The organism is Gluconacetobacter asukensis (genome assembly GCF_014174375.1).
Taxonomy (GTDB): domain Bacteria; phylum Pseudomonadota; class Alphaproteobacteria; order Acetobacterales; family Acetobacteraceae; genus Gluconacetobacter; species Gluconacetobacter asukensis.
In genome coordinates, this window is sequence record NZ_JABEQE010000002.1 from 118,311 (window position 1) to 136,776 (window position 18,466).

The following is an 18,466-nucleotide window of genomic DNA, read 5'->3' on the forward strand; positions in this document are numbered from 1 at the left end:
GTTCGTTATCAGCAGATTATCATAATTGGTCGCTTGAAACGCGAACGGGCCCCGATGGGGCCCGTTCCAACACTGCGCCGTGTCAGCGTCCGGTCAGGATGCGATCGACCAGTTGGCCGACCGTCGGCACGAACCCGTTGGCGTAGAACGGGTCGGTGCCGAAGCGCCACGCATTCGTGCCGCCGAACATCAGGTTGTTGTCCATCACTTCGTCGGCGCCCTCGGGGCCGGCATGGGCGATGGACTGAAGCGTCTTCTGGATGCAGAACGAGCGCGGATCGGCCTTGTGACCGTTGGAATAGTCCGGCCCCCGCTGGCTCCAGTTCGAGAAGCGGCATTCCGACAGGCAGCCCATGCATGCCACCTGATCGGCCAGGATCTCCCGCGCCTTCTCGGGCGCGACGAAGATCAGGGTGGAATCCGGGGTGCGCATGGCCTCGGTATAGCCCTCGCGCTCCCACAGAAGGACATGCGCGCGGTCGGCTTCGGTCATGAAGACCAGCCGGCCACGTGCACCCACGCCATAGGACGCCGTATGCTCGCCCACCGGTTCGGTGGAATAGGCAACCTGGCGCTCGGACCGCGCCTGGAGTTCCAGCAGGAACGGATTGTTCACCGCCGAGGAATAGAATCCGGTCGGCGAGAAGCGGTTCAGGAAGACATCGCCCTTCTTCAGGGTCAGCAGCCTGCGCTTCCACGCGTCGGGGATCGGGCTTTCCTGCGTCAGCAGCGGCCGGGTGCCGAACTGGAAGGCAATCGGCCCCAGTTCGGGATTGTCGATCCAGTCTTCCCATTCCTCCAGGCACCACACGCCGCCGGCCATGATGATCGGCGTCTCGTGCAGGCCGAAGCCGCGCATCGCCTGGCGCAGCGCCAGCACGCGGGGGAACGGGTCCTCGGGGTTGAGCGGATTTTCGGTGTTCGACAGGCCGTTATGCCCGCCGGCCCGCCACGGGTCTTCGTACACCACCCCGCCCAGCCCGTCGGGGTTCTTGTGGAACGACCGCTTCCACAGGGCGCTGAACGCCCGGGCGGATGAGACGATGGGATAATAATGGATGCCGAACCGCGCCGCGATCTCCGACAGGCGATAGGGCATGCCCGCGCCGCAGGTCAGGCCATGGATCAGTCCCGGCGCGCCTTCCAGCACCCCGGTAATGACTTCCTCGGCGCCGCCCATCTCCCACAGGATATTGGCGTGGATACGTCCGCGCCCACCGGCCAGATCATGCGCGATCTTCGCCTGCGCGATGCCGCCATTGATGGCATAGGCAATCAGTTCCTGCTGCCGTTCGCGCCGGTTGCGGCCATGATAGACCTGCGGGACGCGTCGTCCCTCGGCGTCATAGGAATCGGCATTGACGATCGACACCGTGCCGGCGCCACCCGCCGCCGCCCAATGTCCGGACGATATACCGGTCGAAACCGACACGCCCTTTCCACCTTCGATCAGCGGCAGGACATCCACCCCGCCCATGCGGATCGCATTGATCGCCTTCATCACTACCCTATCGTCCTCGCGCGGTCCCGACGGACCGGCGTCTCGTCCATACGTGCCCCGCACCCCGCGGGGCCGCGGCGGTGGAGCAGGCTGCCCCACCGCCGACCGGCTTCAGCGCGCCGGCGGCCGAGCGGGCTTGGCTCCGACATTCTCGGTGATGTCGGCGCCGGTCTCCTGATCGACGACGCGCATCGACAGCTTGACCTTGCCGCGATCGTCGAAGCCCAGGACCTTCACCTTGACCACATCGCCCTGGTTGACGACGTCCGTGGTCTTGGCAACCCGGCCCTGCGACAGTTCCGAGATATGGACCAGACCGTCGCGCGCGCCCAGGAAGTTCACGAACGCACCGAAATCGGCGGTCTTGACCACCTTGCCGGTGTAGATCGCGCCGATCTCGGGCTCGGCCACGATGCCGCGGATGCGCTCGATCGCCTTGTTGGCCTGCTCTTCGGCCGACGCCGCGATCATGATCGTGCCGTCATCGTTGATGTCGATCTTGGCACCCGAATATTCAACGATCTCACGGATCACTTTACCGCCCTGGCCGATCACATCGCGGATCTTTTCCTTGGGCACGGTGATGGTGGTGATCTTCGGCGCCGTCGAGGACACGTCGCTGCGCCCCTCGGTCAGGGCCTTGGACATCTCGCCCAGGATGTGCAGGCGGCCGTCGCGCGCCTGGCCCAGGGCGATCTTCATGATCTCCGGCGTGATGGACGTGATCTTGATGTCCATCTGCAGCGCGGTGACGCCCTGCTCGGTGCCGGCCACCTTGAAGTCCATGTCGCCGAGATGGTCTTCGTCACCCAGGATGTCGGACAGCACGGCGAAGCCGCGATCTTCCTTGATCAGGCCCATGGCGATGCCCGCCACCGGCCGCTTCAGCGGCGCACCGGCATCCATCAGCGCCAGCGAGGTGCCGCACACGGTCGCCATCGAGGACGAACCGTTGCTCTCGGTGATCTCGGACACCACGCGCATCGTGTACGGGAAGGTATCCTTGCCGGGCAGCAGCGGATGCACCGCGCGCCAGGCCAGCTTGCCATGGCCGATCTCGCGACGGCCGGGCGAACCCATGCGGCCGCACTCACCCACCGAGTAGGGGGGGAAGTTGTAGTGCAGCATGAAGTTGGTGCGGTACTCGCCTTCCAGCGCGTCGATCACCTGCTCGTCCTGGGCGGTGCCCAGGGTGGCGACCACCAGGGCCTGGGTCTCGCCACGGGTGAACAGGGCCGAGCCATGGGCACGCGGCAGGATGCCGACTTCCGACATGATCGGGCGAACCGTCTTCAGGTCGCGGCCGTCGATGCGCAGGCCGGTATCCAGCACCGCGCTGCGCACCACGTCGGCTTCCAGGTCCTTCAGGATCGGCTTGGCCGCATTGGCGTCCAGGCCTTCTTCCGTCAGCGCCGCCAGCACGGCGTCCTTCGCCGCGCCGACCTTCTTGTAACGCGCCTGCTTCACGCGCTCCTGATACGCCTCGGCGATCGAGGCGCGGCCCAGCTCGTCGACCCGCTTGCGCAGCGCCAGCTCCTCGGCCGACGGCTCGGCCAGGTCCCACGGCGCCTTCGCGGCATGCTCGGCCAGCGCGATGATGGCGTCGATGACCGGCTGGAACGATTCATGACCGAAGGTCACGGCGCCCAGCATCACCTCTTCGCTCAGTTCGCCCGCCTCGGACTCGACCATCAGCACGCCTTCCGACGTGCCGGCGACCACCAGGTCCAGCGCGCTGGTCTTCAGCTCCGCCAGGGTCGGGTTCAGCACATAGGCGCCGTTCTCGTAGCCGACGCGGCAGGCCGCGACCGGGCCGAAGAACGGAATGCCCGACAGGGTCAGCGCCGCCGAGCAGCCGATCAGGGCCACGATCGACGGATCGTTCTCCAGATCATGGCTCAGCACGGTCGCGACGACCTGCACTTCGTTGCGGAAGGCTTCCGGGAACAGCGGACGGATCGGACGGTCGATCAGGCGCGAATTCAGGACCTCGATCTCCGACGGGCGCCCTTCACGCTTGAAGAAGCCGCCCGGGATCTTGCCGGCCGCATAGGCCTTTTCCTGGTAGTTGACCGTCAGCGGGAAGAAATCCTGGCCCGGCTTGACGCTGCGGGCACCGACGGCGGTGCAGAGCACGACCGTGTCGCCATAGGTCACGACCACGGCGCCATCGGCCTGGCGGGCGATCTTGCCCGTCTCCAGCACCAGCGTGCGGCCGCCCCACTCGATCTCTTTGCGGTAGTAATTGAACATTCAGACACTCCCTGTCCGAAAGCCGCCCCGGACGGATGGGAGGGGTCCGGACAAGGGGATGAAGGACAGCGTCTCGGACGGCATGGAGCGATGACGGTGGCCCGCCAGAACACCATGTGGCCTGAAACGCTGCGACCCGGTCCGGATGTCTCCACCGACATAGGGGCAGCGTGTGACCCGGCCCACGATTGGGCATCGGGCAATGGCGGCCCCGCGACAACGGGGTGGCCACGCCATCCCGTCGGCGGAACGCACCAACGCGACCCGGCCCGTTGCCACGCATTGCGCGGCAGCGGACCGGATCGCGTGTCATCTCAGCGGCGCAGACCCAGGCGGCCGATCACGGCCTGGTAGCGGGCCTCGTCCTTGCGCTTCAGATAGTCCAGCAGGCCGCGGCGCTTGCCGACCATCACCAGCAGGCCGCGACGCGAATGGAAATCCTTCGCGTGGGTCTTCAGGTGCTCGGTCAGGTTCGTGATCCGCTCGGTCAGCAGGGCGACCTGGACTTCCGGCGAGCCGGTATCCTGGGCGGCGGTCTGGTATTCGCCAATCAGCGCCGTGCGGCGTTCAGCAGTAATCGACATCGGGTTCTCCACATTCAGATTCGGTTAAAGCATGCGGTCCGGGCGCAGCCAGCCATCTTCCAGCCGGCAAAGCCCGATCACGCGCCCCCCGTCCATCCCCCGGACAATCCCCTGGTCGGGATCGGCGGCGTCCGGAATGCGTCCCATCAGGCCCAGCAGGCTGATCGCCTGCCCGTGCGAAAGGGACTCTGCTTCCTCGTGGGTCAAGGCCAGCGCCGGGATGTCGGCCAGCGCGGTCGCGACCGGAAGAAGAAGATCCGGTGAGGCAGGCGCGTTGTCGTCGTTTGGCGCCAGTTTGTCCAGTGGAATCGCGTCTTCCTCGGCAAAAGGGCCGACCCGCAGGCGGCGCAGGGCGGCCACATGGCCGACCGTGCCGCAGGCCCTGGCAATGTCGCGCGCGAGCGAGCGCATATAGACGCCCTTGCCGGATTCCACCTCGAAAATCGCGGTGTCCTCATCGGGCCGCGCCACCAGCTCGAACCGGTCGATCCGCGCCGGCCGGGGCGGCAGCTCGGGCGGGCGACCGTCGCGCGCCATGTCATAGGCCCGCTCGCCCGCCACCTTGATCGCGGAATAGACGGGCGGCACCTGCATGATGTCGCCCCGAAAGGCCGGCAGCGCACGGCGGAAATCATCGTCCGAGGGACGAACCGGCGAGGTCTCGGTCACCGCGCCGTCGGCATCGTCCGTGTCCCTTGCCTCGCCCAGGCGCAGGGTGAACTGGTAGCGCTTGGTCCCATCCATGATGTAGGGCACCGTCTTGGTGGCCGCGCCGAAGGCGATGGGCAGCAGCCCGGTCGCCAGCGGGTCCAGCGTGCCGCCATGCCCCGCCTTGGCGGCGTCGAACAGACGCTTCACCCGGTTGACGACATCGGTCGATGTCATCCCCGTCGGCTTGTCGATGACCAGCCAGCCATCGATCGGACGTCCGCGCTTGCGTCGCATGGGGCAAAACCTTCTTGATCAGAATCCTGGAAGAGGCGTGCGTGTAGACGAGCCCTGAATGAGGAGCAATGCCGGATTGTGCCATGCCTGCTTTCTCATGAGGCCGGGGAGGTCCGAATAAAAGCCGATGATCACTCTTCTTCGTCCCCACGGCCGATGAGCATGCATCCGGGCCGGGTAGCCCGATGGGCGGCCATCCTGCTCTTCGTCGCCGGCGGGATCGCGCTGGGCTGCGCCTTCCTGGGCTCGTTCGGCCAGTTCGGCCTGCTGGCGCGCACCGAACGGGCCATGATCGTGTTCGACCATCCGGTGGGCGGCCTGCGCCCCGGCGCGGCCGTCACATTTCGCGGCGTGATGCTGGGCCGGGTCGAGCAGGTCGCCCTCGACGCCGATCCGCAGCAGGGCCGCACGCTGATTCCCGTCATCATCCGCATCCAGCCCGAGCGGATTCATATGACGGCCGGCGCGGATGCCTCGTCGCCCCACCAGATCCTGGTCCGGCTGGTGCGCGACGGATTACAGGCCGAACTCCATACCGCCAGCCTGGTCACCGGCCGCGTCGGCATCGATCTGGATATCGTCTCCGGCCCCATTCCGCCGCCGCATCCCGGCCTGTCGGACCTGGTGGAAATCCCGGCCCACGAATCCCGGCTGGCGATCCTGCGCCGCACCCTCACCACCCTGCCGATCCACAAGATGGCCGCGGAATGGCGACAGGCCGTGCAGGAAAGCCAAAAAATAGCGCAGACTCTGGATACCAGCCTGCCGCCCGTCCGCGCCAGCCTGGCGGCCACCGCATCAGCCCTCCAAACGGCCTCGGCCACGGCGAAAGCTGCCCGGCAAAAGACTGAAAACGACTGGCACGCCACCCGCACCGCGATCGCGCAGGCCCGGGCCACAGCCCACCAGCAGATCCATGATCGCGGCAGGGACATCCAGGCCCTCACCCGCGACAGCGAAACGGCCATGGCAGCCGCCCGGCAGGTCCGCTCCGACCTGCACACGCCCGACGATGCGTTGAAGGCCGACCTGGAGGCCACGCGGCGCGATATCGCGGCCGGCGGCACCGCGCTGCATGACGCGGCGCATAAGATCCGACAGGCGCCGGGGGTGCTGCTGCTGGGGACGAAATAGTCTTCGTTCTTTTTTGAAAAAAAGAACCAAAAAACTCTGATTCGTTCAGGAATTTTTTGCCGGGGCACACGATGCCCCTGAACAGATCAGAAGTCTTTTTGCTTCTTTTTCTTCAGAAAAAGAAGAGACCTTCTCTTGGAGGCCGTTTGCAAAGTCGCCCTGCCGAGCGAGAGTGCCGCGTAGCGGCACGCCCGGCGTGTATTTTTGAGCATCGGAGCGGAGCGGCCTTGATGGCCGTGAGCACCGAAGTGCCGCAAATGCGCGTCGGATCGCCGGCAGGGCGACTTTGCAAGCGGCCTCTCAGTCCAGGTCGCGCGCCACGTCGGGCTGGCTCAGCAGCGCACTGACTTCCATCGCATAATCCAGCGCCGTATCGGGCTGGAAATGGATTTCCGGCACCACCCGCAGCCGCAGATTACCCGACATGCGCGACCGCAGGAACGGCGCCACCCGCCGCAGCGCCGGCATCAGCGCGTCGACATCGCTCCGCCCCAGCCGCGCCACGAAGGCCGTGGCGTGCTTCAGGTCAGGCGACAGCCGCACTTCGGTCACGGTGATGCGGGCATCGACCAGTTCCGGGTCGCGGAATTCCGTGCGGGCGAACAGGTCGGCCAGCACGCGGCGCACTTCCTCGCCCACGCGCAACTGGCGCTGGCTGGGGCCGGAAGCGGCAAGACCGGCGAGTTTCCCCGCCGGCCCAGCCGTATTCACCTTCCCACGTGATGGGTTGCGGCTCATGCGGGGACCAGTTCCATTTCGTAGCACTCGACCACGTCGCCTTCACGCAGGTCGTTGTAGCCGGCGAAGGACAGGCCGCACTCATAACCGCGCGCCACTTCCTTGACATCGTCCTTGAAGCGCTTGAGCTGGCTGAGATCGCCCTGGTGGATGACGACGTTGTCGCGCAGCAGGCGCACACCGCACCCACGCTTGACCACGCCCTCGGTGACGTAGCAACCGGCAACCTTGCCCACCTTGGTGATGTCGAACACCTTGCGGATCTCGGCATAACCCAGGAACTTCTCGCGGTGCTTGGGCGCAACCTTGCCCTTGACCAGCTGCTCGACGTCGTCCGCGACCTGATAGATGATCGAGTAGTAGCGGATATCGACACCTTCGCGCTGCGCCAGCTCCCGCGCCTGCGTCGTGGCACGGACGTTGAACGCGATGATCACCGCGTCCGACGCCTTGGCCAGCTGCACGTCGCTTTCGGTGATCTGGCCGACACCGGCCGTCAGCACCCGCACCTTGACCTCTTCATGCTCCAGCTTGAGCACCGTGGTCTGCAGCGCCTCGGCCGAACCCTGGACGTCGGCCTTGATCAGTACGGCGACTTCCTTCTGGGCACCGGCCTGGATACGCGCCAGCATCTGGTCCAGCGTGCCGCGCGCGGCCGTCTGGCCGGCGGCCATGCGGTCCTTGATCACGCGCTGACGGAATTCCGAGATCTCGCGGGCGCGGTTCTCGTTCTCCACCACCACGAACGGCTCGCCGGCACCCGGCACGCCGGCAATGCCCAGGATCTCGACCGGGGTCGAAGGCAGCGCCTCCTGGATCTGGCGGTTGCGGTCGTCCAGCATCGCACGGACACGGCCCCATTCGGCGCCGGCCACCACGATGTCGCCACGCCGCAGCGTGCCCTTCTGCACCAGGATCGTCGCCACCGGGCCACGACCGCGATCCAGCCGGCTTTCGATCACCGAACCTTCGGCCACCCGGTCCGGGTTGGCGCGCAGGTCCAGGATTTCCGCCTGCAGCAGGATGGCTTCTTCCAGCTTGTCCAGCCCGGTACGCTTCAGCGCCGAGACCTCGACATCCTGGGTGTCGCCGCCCATCGATTCGACCACGATCTCATGCGACAGCAGTTCCTGACGCACCCGATCGGGGTTGGCGCCCGGCTTGTCGCACTTGTTGATCGCAACCACGATCGGCGCATTCGCCGCCTTGGCATGGCGGATCGCCTCGATCGTCTGCGGCATCACGCCGTCATCCGCCGCCACGACCAGCACCACCACGTCGGTCACCGACGCGCCACGGGCACGCATGGCGGTGAACGCCTCATGGCCCGGGGTGTCGATGAAGGTGATCTTGGCGCCCGAAGGCAGCGTCACCTGATAGGCACCGATATGCTGGGTGATGCCACCGGCTTCGGCCGCGGCCACGTCGGTGGTGCGCAGCGCATCCAGCAGCGAGGTCTTGCCGTGGTCGACATGCCCCATGACCGTCACGACGGGCGGACGCGGCAGCAGGTCTTCCGGCGTATCCTCGATGCCTTCGATGCCGATTTCGACATCGCTGTCGGCCACGCGGCGGACCCGATGGCCGAATTCCTGAATGACCAGCTCGGCCGTATCGGCATCCAGCGACTGGGTCACGGTCGCCATCACGCCCATCTTCATCAGGGCCTTGATGACTTCGCCCTGGCGGGCCGCCATGCGGTTCGCCAGTTCCTGGACCGTGATCGTCTCGGGCAGCACCACGTCGCGCACCACGCGAACCTGGTCGGAGCGCAGGCGCTCCAGCTCCGCCTGCCGGCGCTCACGCTCGCGCTGGCGCCGGACCGAGGCCAGCGAACGCGTCTTGTCGTCGTCACCCTCGATCGCCGCCTGAACGTCGATGCGGCCGGAACGGCGGTTGTCACCACCCTTCTTCGCCGGCGCGCCGCTCGGCTTGCGGCTGGGCACGACGCCGGGGCGACGCGGGGCACGGCGTTCTTCTTCCGTGTCGGGACCACGCCCCGTGCGCAGGCGCAGGGTCTCGCCCTGCGGCTGGGCCGGCGTCGCGGCCTGCGGGGCCGGACGGGTGGGCGTGACCGGACGGGCCGGCATGATGGCGCGCTCGGCCAGCGGGCGCAGGCGCTCCATCGGCGGGGCCAGCGTGACCTCGCCGGGGATCGGCACGGCCGAGACCACGGGACCGGCCGCCGTCGGGGCTTCCGCCGGCTCGGGGGCCGGCTGCGCGGCCTGCTCTGCGCGGGCACGGGCCGCCTCTTCCTGCTCGCGGGCTTCTTCCTCGGCTGCGCGCCGGGCTTCTTCCTCGCGCCGCCGCGCTTCCTCGGCGGCGGACAGGATCATGATCTTTTCCTGCTCGCGCCGCTCCTGCTCGCGGCGAACGGCTTCCGCCCGCTGCTCCTCGAGTACGCGCTGGCGGGTGGCCAGTTCGGCGGCGGTCAGCGCGCGGCCGCCATTGCCACCGCGCCCGCCAGCCCGGCCGCCACCGGACGAACCGGAGCCGCTGCCCGCGGGGGCGGGACCGGGGCCGCGCTTCTTGCGCACCTCGACCTGCACCACCTTCGAACGACCATGGCTGAAACTCTGCCGCACGGAACCGGCGTCAACCGTCCGTCCGACCTCCCTCCGGCCCGCCGGCCGCAGGGACAAGCGTCCCTTACCCTGATCCTGATCGTTGCCTTCGCTCATGTACCCGCCTGTTCACCCAAGTTCGCCGGATTGGTCCGACGAACCCGGAACCGCCCTGCCGGACAGCCCCGCAAAACGTTCACTATCAATGCGGACGCGCCGTGCCAGTTCGCCACGCGACATCGCCGCATGCACGACATGGTCACGGCCGAATGCCGCCCCCAGACCCGCCGCCGTAGGAACAACCGCTATCGGCAGATCCCGTGCGCCGGACAATAACCTCGTCCTCTCGTCAGGGCTGCCATCCTCGGCCTGTATCACCAGACCGGCGCGACCGCCCTCTATCCATTCCCGCACCTTGACGAAACCGTATGTCACCTGACCGGCCCGTCGTGCGAGTCCCACCGTCTCCAGTATCCGGCGCACCAGGCCGGCTTCCAGGATCGTATCCAGGTCGGGCGGAACAACGACCTGACCGCGGGCGGCGCGTGAGAACGCCCCCCGTGTCCGGGCCGTTTCTAGCACATCCCGCCGCGCGCTCAACCAGATTCCCCGTCCGGGCAGACGCGCGGAAAGATCGGGTGTCACAATCCGGTCGGGCGAGACCACGAAACGCAGCATCGTCTCGGGCGCCGCACGCTCCCGCGTGACGATACAGCGGCGGAGTGGCCCCCGCTCGTCGTCGTCCGGCTCGTGTTCGGCGTCCGCCGTCATATCCTGCCTCGCCTGCTCCGACACGCCGTGGCTCAGGCCTCCGGCACCTCCGGCGCGTCGGCCGGCTGCTCGCCCTCGAACCAGTGGGCACGCGCCGCCATGATGATCTCGTTCGCCGCTTCCTCGTCGATGACGTCGCCACCCAGGAACTCGACCAATTCGTCGCCGGCCAGGTCGGCCAAGTCGTCCAGGGTCTTCACACCCTTTTCACCCAGTGTCACCAGCATCTGGTTGGAAAACACGCCCAGGACCGCGATCTCGTCCGACACGCCAAGCCCACGGCGCTTCTCGTCCAGCTCGTCCTCGCGGCGCGCCAGGAAGCCTTCGGCGCGGCGGACCAGCTCGCTGGCCACATCCTCGTCGAAACCCTCGATCCCGGCCAGTTCGTCGGGGTCGGCATAGGCCAGTTCCTCGATCGAATGGAAGCCTTCCGTCACCAGAAGGCCGGCGATGACGTCATCGACGTCCAGCGCCTCGACGAACAGGCTGCTGCGACGGCGGAATTCCTCCTGCCGGCGCTCCGATTCCTCGGCCTCGGTCAGGATGTCGATATCCCAGCGCGTCAGCTGGCTGGCCAGGCGGACATTCTGTCCGCGCCGGCCGATCGCCAGGCTGAGCTGCTCGTCCGGCACCACCACCTCGACGCGCCCGGCTTCCTCATCCATCACCACCTTGGTGACTTCCGCCGGCGCCAGGGCGTTGACCACGAAGGTCGCCGCCTGGGGGCTCCAGGGAATGATGTCGATCTTCTCGCCCTGCAGTTCCTGCACCACGGCCTGGACGCGCGATCCGCGCATACCCACGCAGGCACCGACCGGATCGATCGAGGCATCGCGCGAGATCACCGCCATCTTGGCGCGCGACCCCGGATCGCGGGCCACGGCCTTGATCTCGATGATGCCATCATAGATCTCGGGCACTTCCTGGGCGAACAGCTTGGCCAGGAAGGCCGGATGGGTGCGCGACAGGAAGATCTGCGGCCCGCGCGGCTCGTCGCGCACATCATAGATATAGGCGCGCACGCGGTCGGAATTGCGGAAGCTCTCGCGCGGGATCAGCTCGTCACGGCGCAGCAGCGCCTCGGAACTGCCGATCTCGACCATCAGGTTGCCGTATTCCGTGCGCTTGACCGTGCCGTTCACGATCTCGCCCACGCGGTCCTTGAATTCCTCGAACTGGCGCTTGCGCTCATATTCGCGCACGCGCTGCACGATCACCTGCTTGGCCGTCTGCGCCGCGATACGGCCGAAATCGATCGGCGGCAGCGGGTCGACCAGATGCTCGCCCAGCTGGATCTCGGGCTTGAACTTGCGGGCGATGTGGAGCGGGATCTGCGTTTCCTCATTCTCCACGACCTCGACGGCCTCGGTCCAGCGGGACAGGCGGACATCGCCGGTCTTGCGGTCGATGGTCGCGCGAATGTCCTTCTCATGCCCATATTTGGCACGCCCGGCCTTCTGGATGGCCTGCTCCATCGCTTCCAGGACTTCCTCCCGGTCGATCGCCTTCTCGCGCGCGACGGCATCCGCCACCAGCAGCAGCTCGGGACGGGAAACGGACGTATCCATCAGAACCTCCAGGACGTCTTAGTGAGTCTTCCGCGCCGGCTTCTCGCCGGGCGGGACAGGGGTTTCCGGGTCTCCGTCGTCGGAGACCCCCATCATATGAGCGCTGGCGGCGATCAGCTCATCAGTCAGAACCAGTCGCGCGCGACGCATATCCGACAGCGGCAGCGCCACTTCGGTTCCATCTTCCAGCCGCAGCCGCCCGACCCCGTCCGCGGCACCCAGCAGGATGCCCGAAAAGCGCTTGCGGCCGTCGATCGGGATATTCACCTCGGCCTTCGCCAGATGCCCGGCGAACCTGTTCCAGTCCTTCGCCCGCGTCAGCGGACGGTCGATGCCGGCCGAGGAGACTTCCAGCGTCCAGGCACCCGGCAGCGGGTCCTCGATATCCAGCACCGCGCCCACCGCGTGGCTGATCTGTTCGCAATCCTCGATCGCGATCAGGCTGCCATCGGCACGGTCGGCCATGATCTGCACCGTCGGGCTCTCCCGGCCCAGGATCGCCACACGGACCAGTTCGAATCCCATATCGGCCAGGACGGGCGCCACGAGGGCGGCCACCTTGGCGTCCAGGCCGGTGAGGTAGGGTAGATCTGCGTCCAAAACAAAAAAGGCGGCCGGCAAGGCCACCCCCCAAGAAAAGCGGAAGATGAAGGAATGCAGCTGATATAGGCGATAACGCACGCCGCCGCAAGGTGCATGCGCCGGCAGCACCCCGGCGGTCCCCTGGGGCTACATTACATTACAATCACGTCCTCGTTTGCATGCTTGCCCAACCGCATGGGGCGCACGCATGATACGGACATGAGGCAGACGCCCGACCCCGAAGCACGCGCCGCGCCCGACGAGGCCGGACCCGGCAAAGGCCGGCCCCTATGGTACGGCCTGGCGGCGGGCATGATCGTCGTGGCCGGTTTCAGCGCCCGCATGGCCAGCCAGAGCGACCACCCGGCCCCGGCACCCGCCCCGATCGTCAGCGATGCCGCGCATGGTGCCGCCGCCGGGGCCGGCACCCTGAGCAGCACCCAGCAATTCGCCATGATCGCGCCCGACAACGCGCCGCGCGCCCTGCAGCAATCGGGACTGACGCCCGACCAGCAGGCCCGGATCCTGGCCGGCATCCGCAAGCGGGAATACCGGCTGGTCCAGATGCCGATCTATGACGAGGGCGGCACGGGCGGCATCGTGACCGTCAGCTCGGGCGGCATCACCCAGACCGTACCGCTGACCCCCAAGCCGCGCACCGTGCTGCTGCCCATCCGCATATCCGGCGAGGTCGATATCGCGCCGGTTTCCGATCCTGGCCCGGCCGGCGTGGCGCCGGGGGCCATCACGGTCCTGGGGCCGACGCCGCTGCCGGTCATTCACCGGGACCAGATGCTTGTTCTGGATGTGATCGTCCAATGAAGGCTCTTCTGCCCGCCCTCAACCGGCTGATGCCGGTCATGATGGTCATTTTCCTGGTCCTGGCCAGCCTGCAGGCCGCGGCCTCGCTACATCTTTCACTCGCCAGTCTGGCGCATTTCATGGAATGGTGTGCGCCGGCCTTTCCGGTGCTGATGGGCGGGAGCAGCCTGCTGGCCTTGGCGGGACTGATGTTCGAGACCCGCGCCGAACGGCTGGCGCGCAAGGGGCTACGGCGCCGACGGGGGTGGATGATGGATGTACTGGCCAGGCTGACCAATCGCACCGCGCTGGAAGAAATGCTGGCGCGCGAACAGAAAGAAACGGTGATCGATGCCGAGGAACTGGCCGCCAGCCTGCGCGCGCGGGTGATCGGGCAGGACCAGGTCTGCGAGGACATCGCCGCCCAGCTCCGCCGCCGCATGGCGCTGCAGGTGCGCGGCAAGCCGGTCGGCATCTTCCTGCTGGCAGGCCCGCCGGGCACCGGCAAGACCTACCTGGCCAAGCAGATGGCCCGGCAGCTCGACCGCCCGCTGCTGCATTTCGACATGACGCAGATGAGTTCGCCGCATGCCGCGACGCAGCTTTTCGGCTCGCCCAAGGGCTATGTCGGCTCCGACACGTTCGGCAAGCTGACCGGCGGCCTGAAGGAAAAGCCCGACGCCGTCGTCCTGCTCGACGAAATCGAGAAGGCGCATCCCGACGTCTTCAAGAAATTCCTCACCGCGTGGAATGACGGGCACGTCACCGAGGCCTCCACCGGCCAGCAGATCTCCACCGTCCGCGCCATCTTCGTGCTGACGTCGAACATCGCGACCGATGCCCTGTCCGAGATCGCCGACCGCCTGGCCGACGAACCCGACCGCATGCGCGCCGAGTCGGTCGAGGCCCTGCGCCAGGCCGGCTTCGCGCCCGAGGTGCTGAACCGCCTGGACCGCATCTTCGTCTTCCGCGCCCTGACCGGCCTGGACGTGGCCCGCGTCGCGGCGCTGGAGATCGAGGCCATGATCGAAAGCTACGGCCTGAAGGTGGAGACCGGCGGCATCGACGCGTCGCTGCTGTTCGAGGTCATGCGCCGCCAGAGCAAGATGGGCGCCGCCGCCAGCGCCCGCGACCTGGTACGGTCGATCGAAGACATGATGAGCGACTCGCTGATTTCCGCCCGCCAGCAGGGGGCGAAGACGGTGCGCGTCATTTCCGGCGAGAACGGCGTGAGCGCCGAGATCGCCAACGATACCGAGGCCCAGCGGGCCCGCGTCCTGCGCTGACCCGCTTTTCCCGTACGGCGACCTGAATGTCCGCAGCTTCCCGTCTCTGGCATCGCGCGCCGATCTGGCGCGCGATGCTCTATTGCATCCCCCTCTTCACGGCGCTGACGCTGCTCTATCCGCCGGCGTACCTGACGCGTGCGGTCCCGGCCCTGCGGCCGGTGTTCGACCGGATCAACCGCACCCTGGGCCGTACCCCGCCACCGCCGGCACCGTCATCCTCCCCCGACGCGCCGCCCGACGCCGCACCGCCCGCCCCACCAGTGGACGGCGCGCCGGACAATGGCCAGCAGACGGCGGGCGGCCCGCAACTGGCGGCCCCGCCCATCACCTCGGACCTGGCGGGGGCCATCCCCTTCGCCGGGCGCATCCTGCCCCTGCCCGCCGGCACCTGGCACCCGGTGCTGACGACGCAGAGCGGCCCGCACGGCGAACTGCTCAGCAACGTGCTGGTGCGTGCCGAAGGCGGCGTCGTGACCGGGGTGATCATCGCGCGCGCCAGCACGCAATCGCTGCCGCTCTCGACCGTCGATTCGATGAACAATGGCTGCCACGACGACCGGAACTACCTGTCCAAGATCGTCCCCAGCGCATCGAAAGTGATGGAATGCTGGTTCACCAGCCATGTCCAGATCGAGGGCCAGCCGCTGAGCGACAGCGTGGATATCCAGACCGCGTTCAACCGCCTGCACGTGCTGGGCTTCCCGATCCCGTATGTCATGCTGGTCGCGACCTGGAACTACGCCGAGGCCGCCGCCGATCGCGGTGCGAACATCGAAAACGTGACCATCCTGCTCAGTCCGGCCCGCAAGGGCACCATGACGCTGCCCGCCCCGCCGGAACAATGGCTGAAACAGGCCCTGCCGCAGAACCCGGGCGCCGAGCGCTTCGTCAACGCCGCCAATGGCTGGATGGACGGCTGGACGACCATGCTGCGGCGCGGCTTTCATGGCGACCTGACGAATGGCAGCCCCGAGCTGGTCCGCGCCAGCCGCGATCCGGCTTCGGTCCTGCCGGGCGAGTAATCTGTTCAGGAGCCTTGGCTTGAGCAAGCACAAGGCTCCTGAACGAACAAAAGTCTTTTTGCTTCTTTTTCTTCAGAAAAAGAAGATCCTTCCCCTACCGCAGCACATCCGAGATATCGATCAGGAAATCCAGCACCGTGCGCGTCCGCAACGGCAACGTGCGCGGCCCGGTATGCACGGCGTAGAACGGCAGTTCCGGCACCGCCCATTCCGGGAACAGGCGGACCAGCCGGCCGGCGGCGATATCTTCCATCACCTGGAAGGACGGCAGCAAACCGATCCCCAGCCCCGCGAGGGTAGCCTGGAGCACCGCCTCGCTGCTGTTGGCGCGGAAGGGGCCGCTGGCGGCGACCACGCTTTCCTCGCCATTGCCTTCGAAATGCCAGTCATGGCGCGTGCCGCCATAGGTATAGGCGATGCAGGGATGATTCAGCAGGTCACGCGGATGGGCGGGCGCGCCACGCCGGGCCAGATAGTCCCCGCTGGCAACTGCGATCCGCTTGACGGTGCCCAGGCGGCGGGCAATCAGCGATCCTTCCGCGATCTCACCCACGCGTACCGCCAGGTCCAGCCCTTCCTCGACCAGATCGCCGAACCCGTCGCGCATGATCAGTTCCACCGCCAGGTCGGGATGCTTGTCCAGCAACTCGCCCAGCCGGCTGGTCATGTACAGGCCGAAAGCCGTCGTGACCCCCAACCGCACCAGGCCGGACACCGACGCCCGGCGGCGGCCCAGCGCGGTTTCGGCGGTTTCCAGGATTTCCAGCACCTCGTAGGCATGGGGCAGCAGGCTGCGCCCATCCTCGGTCATCATCAGGCTGCGCGTCGTCCGGGCGAACAGAGTGGCGCCATAATGCGCCTCCAGCAGCGCAATATGGCGGGAAATCGTCGGCTGACTGGCGCCGGTTTCCCGCGAAACCGCGGAAAACGACCCGGTGGCAGCGACGCGAACAAAACTGTGAAGAGCGGATAGCAGATCCATGACCACATGACGTTCGGGTTGTCTTCGACTGGTTTTCTTTAGGCTTCCCGCCATTTATGCACAACGCGACATAAAACAGCACCGACATGTGCCAGACGCATCAACCATATTCCCGGCAAGAGCTTTGCCCTTGACCCACCAAAGGGCAAAGCCCTTTGGAAACCCATTCATTATCAAATAATTGGGGTGCAGGGCCTCAGGCCTTGGCGGGTCCAGGGCAGAGCCCTGGTTCTTAAATATGCCCCTGCCGCTGGCGCCCGGTATGAAACCGCGCTTCGGCCATACGGGCCAGCCGCACGAAGGGCAGACCCAGCAACAGATAGGCCACCCCGATCAGCAGGCCGGTGCCGAAATAATCATAATAGGTCGAAGACAGCCGCACATAGGTCTGGCTGAGCTCGGTCAGCGTGATCACGCTGACCAGCGACGAATCCTTCAGCAGCGAGATGAAATCGTTGGTCATCACCGGAATGACCATCCGCACCGCCTGCGGCACCACGACGAAGCGCAGGGCCTGGAAATGCGTCATGTTCAGCGCGATTGCGGCCTCGATCTGGCCGCGCGCCACCGATTGCAGCCCGGCACGGTAATTCTCGGCCTCATAGGCGGCATAATTCATGCCCAGCGCCAGCACGCCGGCCACGAATGGCGACAGGCGCAGGCCGATGCCCGGCAGGGCATAGAAGATGAACAGGATCTGGATCAGCAGCGGCGTACCGCGCACGATCTCGACATAGAGCGTCGCCAACGCACCCAGCCAGCGCGGCCCATACCGGCGCATCAGCGCCAGGGCCAGCCCCAGCCCCACCGCCAGCACCATGGCACAGGCTGAGACCGCGAAGGTCAGCAGCGCACCATGCAGCAGCAGCGGCAGGAAGCTGACATAGCGATCGAACCGCGCCCGCCAGCCGGCCGTCGGCGCGGTGGCGGCCCGGTAATGGTCCCAGGCATCAGGCGCAATCTCGGGCGTCGAGGCATCGCCGGTCAGCGCGGCCATGGCCGGCGTCCATAATTTCCAGCGCGCCAGAATGCGGTGCAGTTCGCCGTCCCGCATCATGCCGTCCAGCGCGGCATTCACCTGGTCGCGCAGCACGCTATTGCCCTGGGCGAAAGCGACGCCATACGCCACCTGCCCGATCGGCGCGCCCACCAGCTTCAGGTCCGGGTCCGGCGACCCATAATAAAGCGCGATGGTACCGTCCAGCAGCACCGCATCCAGCCGTCCGTTCTTCAGGTCGGTATAGGCGTTGGTCTCTTCCTCGTAAGACCGGATGCGGATCGACGGATCGGCCTGCAACATACGCTCGGCCGTGGTGTCCTTCAGCGTGCCCACGACATGCCCGTGCAATGCCGCCAACGTGTCCAGCCCCTGCTGGTCGCGCCGCACGGTGATGCGTTCGGTCGTCATGTAATAGGGCCGGCTGAACAGCACGCCCTGTTCATGCTCGGGGGTGATCTCGATCCCGTCGATCACCATGTCGTACAGCCCGCGCTGCAGGCCGGGAATCAGCCCGTCCCAGTCATTCTGGACGAACTGGGTCTGTCGGCCGAGGCGGCGGGCGATCGCCTGCGCGATCTCGTATTCATAGCCGGTCAGACGGGACTGGTCGGCCGGATCGTGAAACACGAACGGCACATTGGCCTCGGCATCAGACGCCCAGCGCAGGGGCGCGGCATGGCTGGCCACGGGCAGAAACGTCACCGCCAGCGCCAGCAGCAGGACCATCAGGCC

15 protein-coding genes are annotated in these 18,466 nt (G+C 66.9%); 4 read left to right on the forward strand and 11 right to left on the reverse strand.

The genetic code is table 11. The features are described from left to right. Positions 1-82: 82 nt before the first annotated feature. The 4 genes from HLH35_RS02915 to truB all read right to left on the reverse strand — a co-directional run bounded on the left by HLH35_RS02915 (position 83) and on the right by truB (position 5,283). Positions 83-1,501, reverse strand: coding sequence for an NAD(P)H-dependent flavin oxidoreductase (locus tag HLH35_RS02915; RefSeq protein ID WP_182977950.1), 1,419 nt, complete (start codon positions 1,499-1,501; stop codon positions 83-85). Positions 1,502-1,612: 111 nt separating this feature from the next. Next, positions 1,613-3,754, reverse strand: coding sequence for a polyribonucleotide nucleotidyltransferase (gene pnp, locus HLH35_RS02920; protein WP_182977711.1), 2,142 nt, complete (start codon positions 3,752-3,754; stop codon positions 1,613-1,615). A gap of 314 nt (positions 3,755-4,068) precedes the next feature. Continuing rightward, on the reverse strand, positions 4,069-4,338 hold the full coding sequence (gene rpsO / locus HLH35_RS02925; protein ID WP_182977712.1) for a 30S ribosomal protein S15: 270 nt from the start codon (positions 4,336-4,338) through the stop codon (positions 4,069-4,071). Positions 4,339-4,362: 24 nt separating this feature from the next. Continuing rightward, positions 4,363-5,283: a tRNA pseudouridine(55) synthase TruB gene (gene truB, locus HLH35_RS02930; protein ID WP_182977713.1), complete on the reverse strand. Its 921-nt coding sequence runs from the start codon at positions 5,281-5,283 to the stop codon at positions 4,363-4,365. A gap of 156 nt (positions 5,284-5,439) precedes the next feature. On the opposite strand from truB, the gene HLH35_RS02935 reads away from it, so the two are divergent. Next, complete coding sequence (locus HLH35_RS02935; RefSeq protein ID WP_246384800.1) at positions 5,440-6,417, forward strand: MlaD family protein; 978 nt, start codon at positions 5,440-5,442, stop codon at positions 6,415-6,417. Between the two features lie 300 nt (positions 6,418-6,717). Here HLH35_RS02935 and rbfA read toward each other — a convergent pair whose 3' ends face one another. The 5 genes from rbfA to rimP are packed head-to-tail and all read right to left on the reverse strand — an operon-like array spanning position 6,718 to position 12,685. Then, positions 6,718-7,155 (reverse strand): 30S ribosome-binding factor RbfA, encoded by a 438-nt coding sequence (gene rbfA, locus HLH35_RS02940; protein ID WP_182977714.1) that lies wholly within the window; start codon positions 7,153-7,155, stop codon positions 6,718-6,720. After that, the gene (infB, locus tag HLH35_RS02945) at positions 7,152-9,836 is read right to left on the reverse strand and encodes a translation initiation factor IF-2 (RefSeq protein ID WP_182977715.1); all 2,685 of its coding nucleotides are present in this window, start codon (positions 9,834-9,836) and stop codon (positions 7,152-7,154) included. The genes rbfA and infB overlap by 4 nt, the downstream gene beginning before the upstream one ends. Positions 9,837-9,848: 12 nt before the next feature. Then, positions 9,849-10,490 carry an RNA-binding protein gene (locus tag HLH35_RS02950; protein ID WP_182977716.1) on the reverse strand — a complete coding sequence of 214 codons (642 nt, stop codon included), beginning with the start codon at positions 10,488-10,490 and terminating at the stop codon, positions 9,849-9,851. 32 nt (positions 10,491-10,522) lie between these two features. Further along, positions 10,523-12,058, reverse strand: a complete 1,536-nt coding sequence (gene nusA / locus HLH35_RS02955; protein WP_182977717.1) for a transcription termination factor NusA — start codon at positions 12,056-12,058, stop codon at positions 10,523-10,525. A gap of 18 nt (positions 12,059-12,076) precedes the next feature. Continuing rightward, positions 12,077-12,685 carry a ribosome maturation factor RimP gene (gene rimP, locus HLH35_RS02960; RefSeq protein ID WP_182977952.1) on the reverse strand — a complete coding sequence of 203 codons (609 nt, stop codon included), beginning with the start codon at positions 12,683-12,685 and terminating at the stop codon, positions 12,077-12,079. A 174-nt stretch (positions 12,686-12,859) separates the two neighbouring features. Here rimP and HLH35_RS02965 point away from each other — a divergent pair, with 174 nt between their 5' ends. The 3 genes from HLH35_RS02965 to HLH35_RS02975 are packed head-to-tail and all read left to right on the forward strand — an operon-like array spanning position 12,860 to position 15,752. Further along, complete coding sequence (locus tag HLH35_RS02965) at positions 12,860-13,462, forward strand: hypothetical protein (RefSeq protein ID WP_182977718.1); 603 nt, start codon at positions 12,860-12,862, stop codon at positions 13,460-13,462. After that, positions 13,459-14,727 (forward strand): AAA family ATPase, encoded by a 1,269-nt coding sequence (locus HLH35_RS02970; RefSeq protein WP_182977719.1) that lies wholly within the window; start codon positions 13,459-13,461, stop codon positions 14,725-14,727. Before HLH35_RS02965 ends, HLH35_RS02970 begins: the two co-directional genes overlap by 4 nt. A 26-nt stretch (positions 14,728-14,753) precedes the next feature. Then, positions 14,754-15,752: a hypothetical protein gene (locus HLH35_RS02975; RefSeq protein ID WP_182977720.1), complete on the forward strand. Its 999-nt coding sequence runs from the start codon at positions 14,754-14,756 to the stop codon at positions 15,750-15,752. 94 nt (positions 15,753-15,846) lie between these two features. Here HLH35_RS02975 and HLH35_RS02980 read toward each other — a convergent pair whose 3' ends face one another. Both HLH35_RS02980 and HLH35_RS02985 read right to left on the reverse strand, forming a co-directional pair. After that, positions 15,847-16,734, reverse strand: coding sequence for a LysR family transcriptional regulator (locus HLH35_RS02980; RefSeq protein WP_182977721.1), 888 nt, complete (start codon positions 16,732-16,734; stop codon positions 15,847-15,849). A gap of 232 nt (positions 16,735-16,966) precedes the next feature. Beyond that, positions 16,967-18,460 (reverse strand): ABC transporter substrate-binding protein/permease, encoded by a 1,494-nt coding sequence (locus HLH35_RS02985; RefSeq protein ID WP_182977953.1) that lies wholly within the window; start codon positions 18,458-18,460, stop codon positions 16,967-16,969. Positions 18,461-18,466: the final 6 nt, after the last annotated feature.

Excerpts from the sequence above, each read along its gene's own strand:
- HLH35_RS02915 (WP_182977950.1), bottom strand. The coding sequence starts at position 1,501 with ATGAAGGCGATCAATGCGATCCGCATGGGCGGGGTGGATGTCCTGCCG.
- pnp (WP_182977711.1), bottom strand. The coding sequence starts at position 3,754 with ATGTTCAATTACTACCGCAAAGAGATCGAGTGGGGCGGCCGCACGCTG.
- rpsO (WP_182977712.1), bottom strand. The coding sequence starts at position 4,338 with ATGTCGATTACTGCTGAACGCCGCACGGCGCTGATTGGCGAATACCAG.
- truB (WP_182977713.1), bottom strand. The coding sequence starts at position 5,283 with ATGCGACGCAAGCGCGGACGTCCGATCGATGGCTGGCTGGTCATCGAC.
- HLH35_RS02935 (WP_246384800.1), top strand. The coding sequence starts at position 5,440 with ATGAGCATGCATCCGGGCCGGGTAGCCCGATGGGCGGCCATCCTGCTC.
- rbfA (WP_182977714.1), bottom strand. The coding sequence starts at position 7,155 with ATGAGCCGCAACCCATCACGTGGGAAGGTGAATACGGCTGGGCCGGCG.
- infB (WP_182977715.1), bottom strand. The coding sequence starts at position 9,836 with ATGAGCGAAGGCAACGATCAGGATCAGGGTAAGGGACGCTTGTCCCTG.
- HLH35_RS02950 (WP_182977716.1), bottom strand. The coding sequence starts at position 10,490 with ATGACGGCGGACGCCGAACACGAGCCGGACGACGACGAGCGGGGGCCA.
- nusA (WP_182977717.1), bottom strand. The coding sequence starts at position 12,058 with ATGGATACGTCCGTTTCCCGTCCCGAGCTGCTGCTGGTGGCGGATGCC.
- HLH35_RS02965 (WP_182977718.1), top strand. The coding sequence starts at position 12,860 with ATGAGGCAGACGCCCGACCCCGAAGCACGCGCCGCGCCCGACGAGGCC.
- HLH35_RS02970 (WP_182977719.1), top strand. The coding sequence starts at position 13,459 with ATGAAGGCTCTTCTGCCCGCCCTCAACCGGCTGATGCCGGTCATGATG.
- HLH35_RS02975 (WP_182977720.1), top strand. The coding sequence starts at position 14,754 with ATGTCCGCAGCTTCCCGTCTCTGGCATCGCGCGCCGATCTGGCGCGCG.
- HLH35_RS02980 (WP_182977721.1), bottom strand. The coding sequence starts at position 16,734 with ATGGATCTGCTATCCGCTCTTCACAGTTTTGTTCGCGTCGCTGCCACC.
- HLH35_RS02985 (WP_182977953.1), bottom strand. The coding sequence starts at position 18,460 with ATGGTCCTGCTGCTGGCGCTGGCGGTGACGTTTCTGCCCGTGGCCAGC.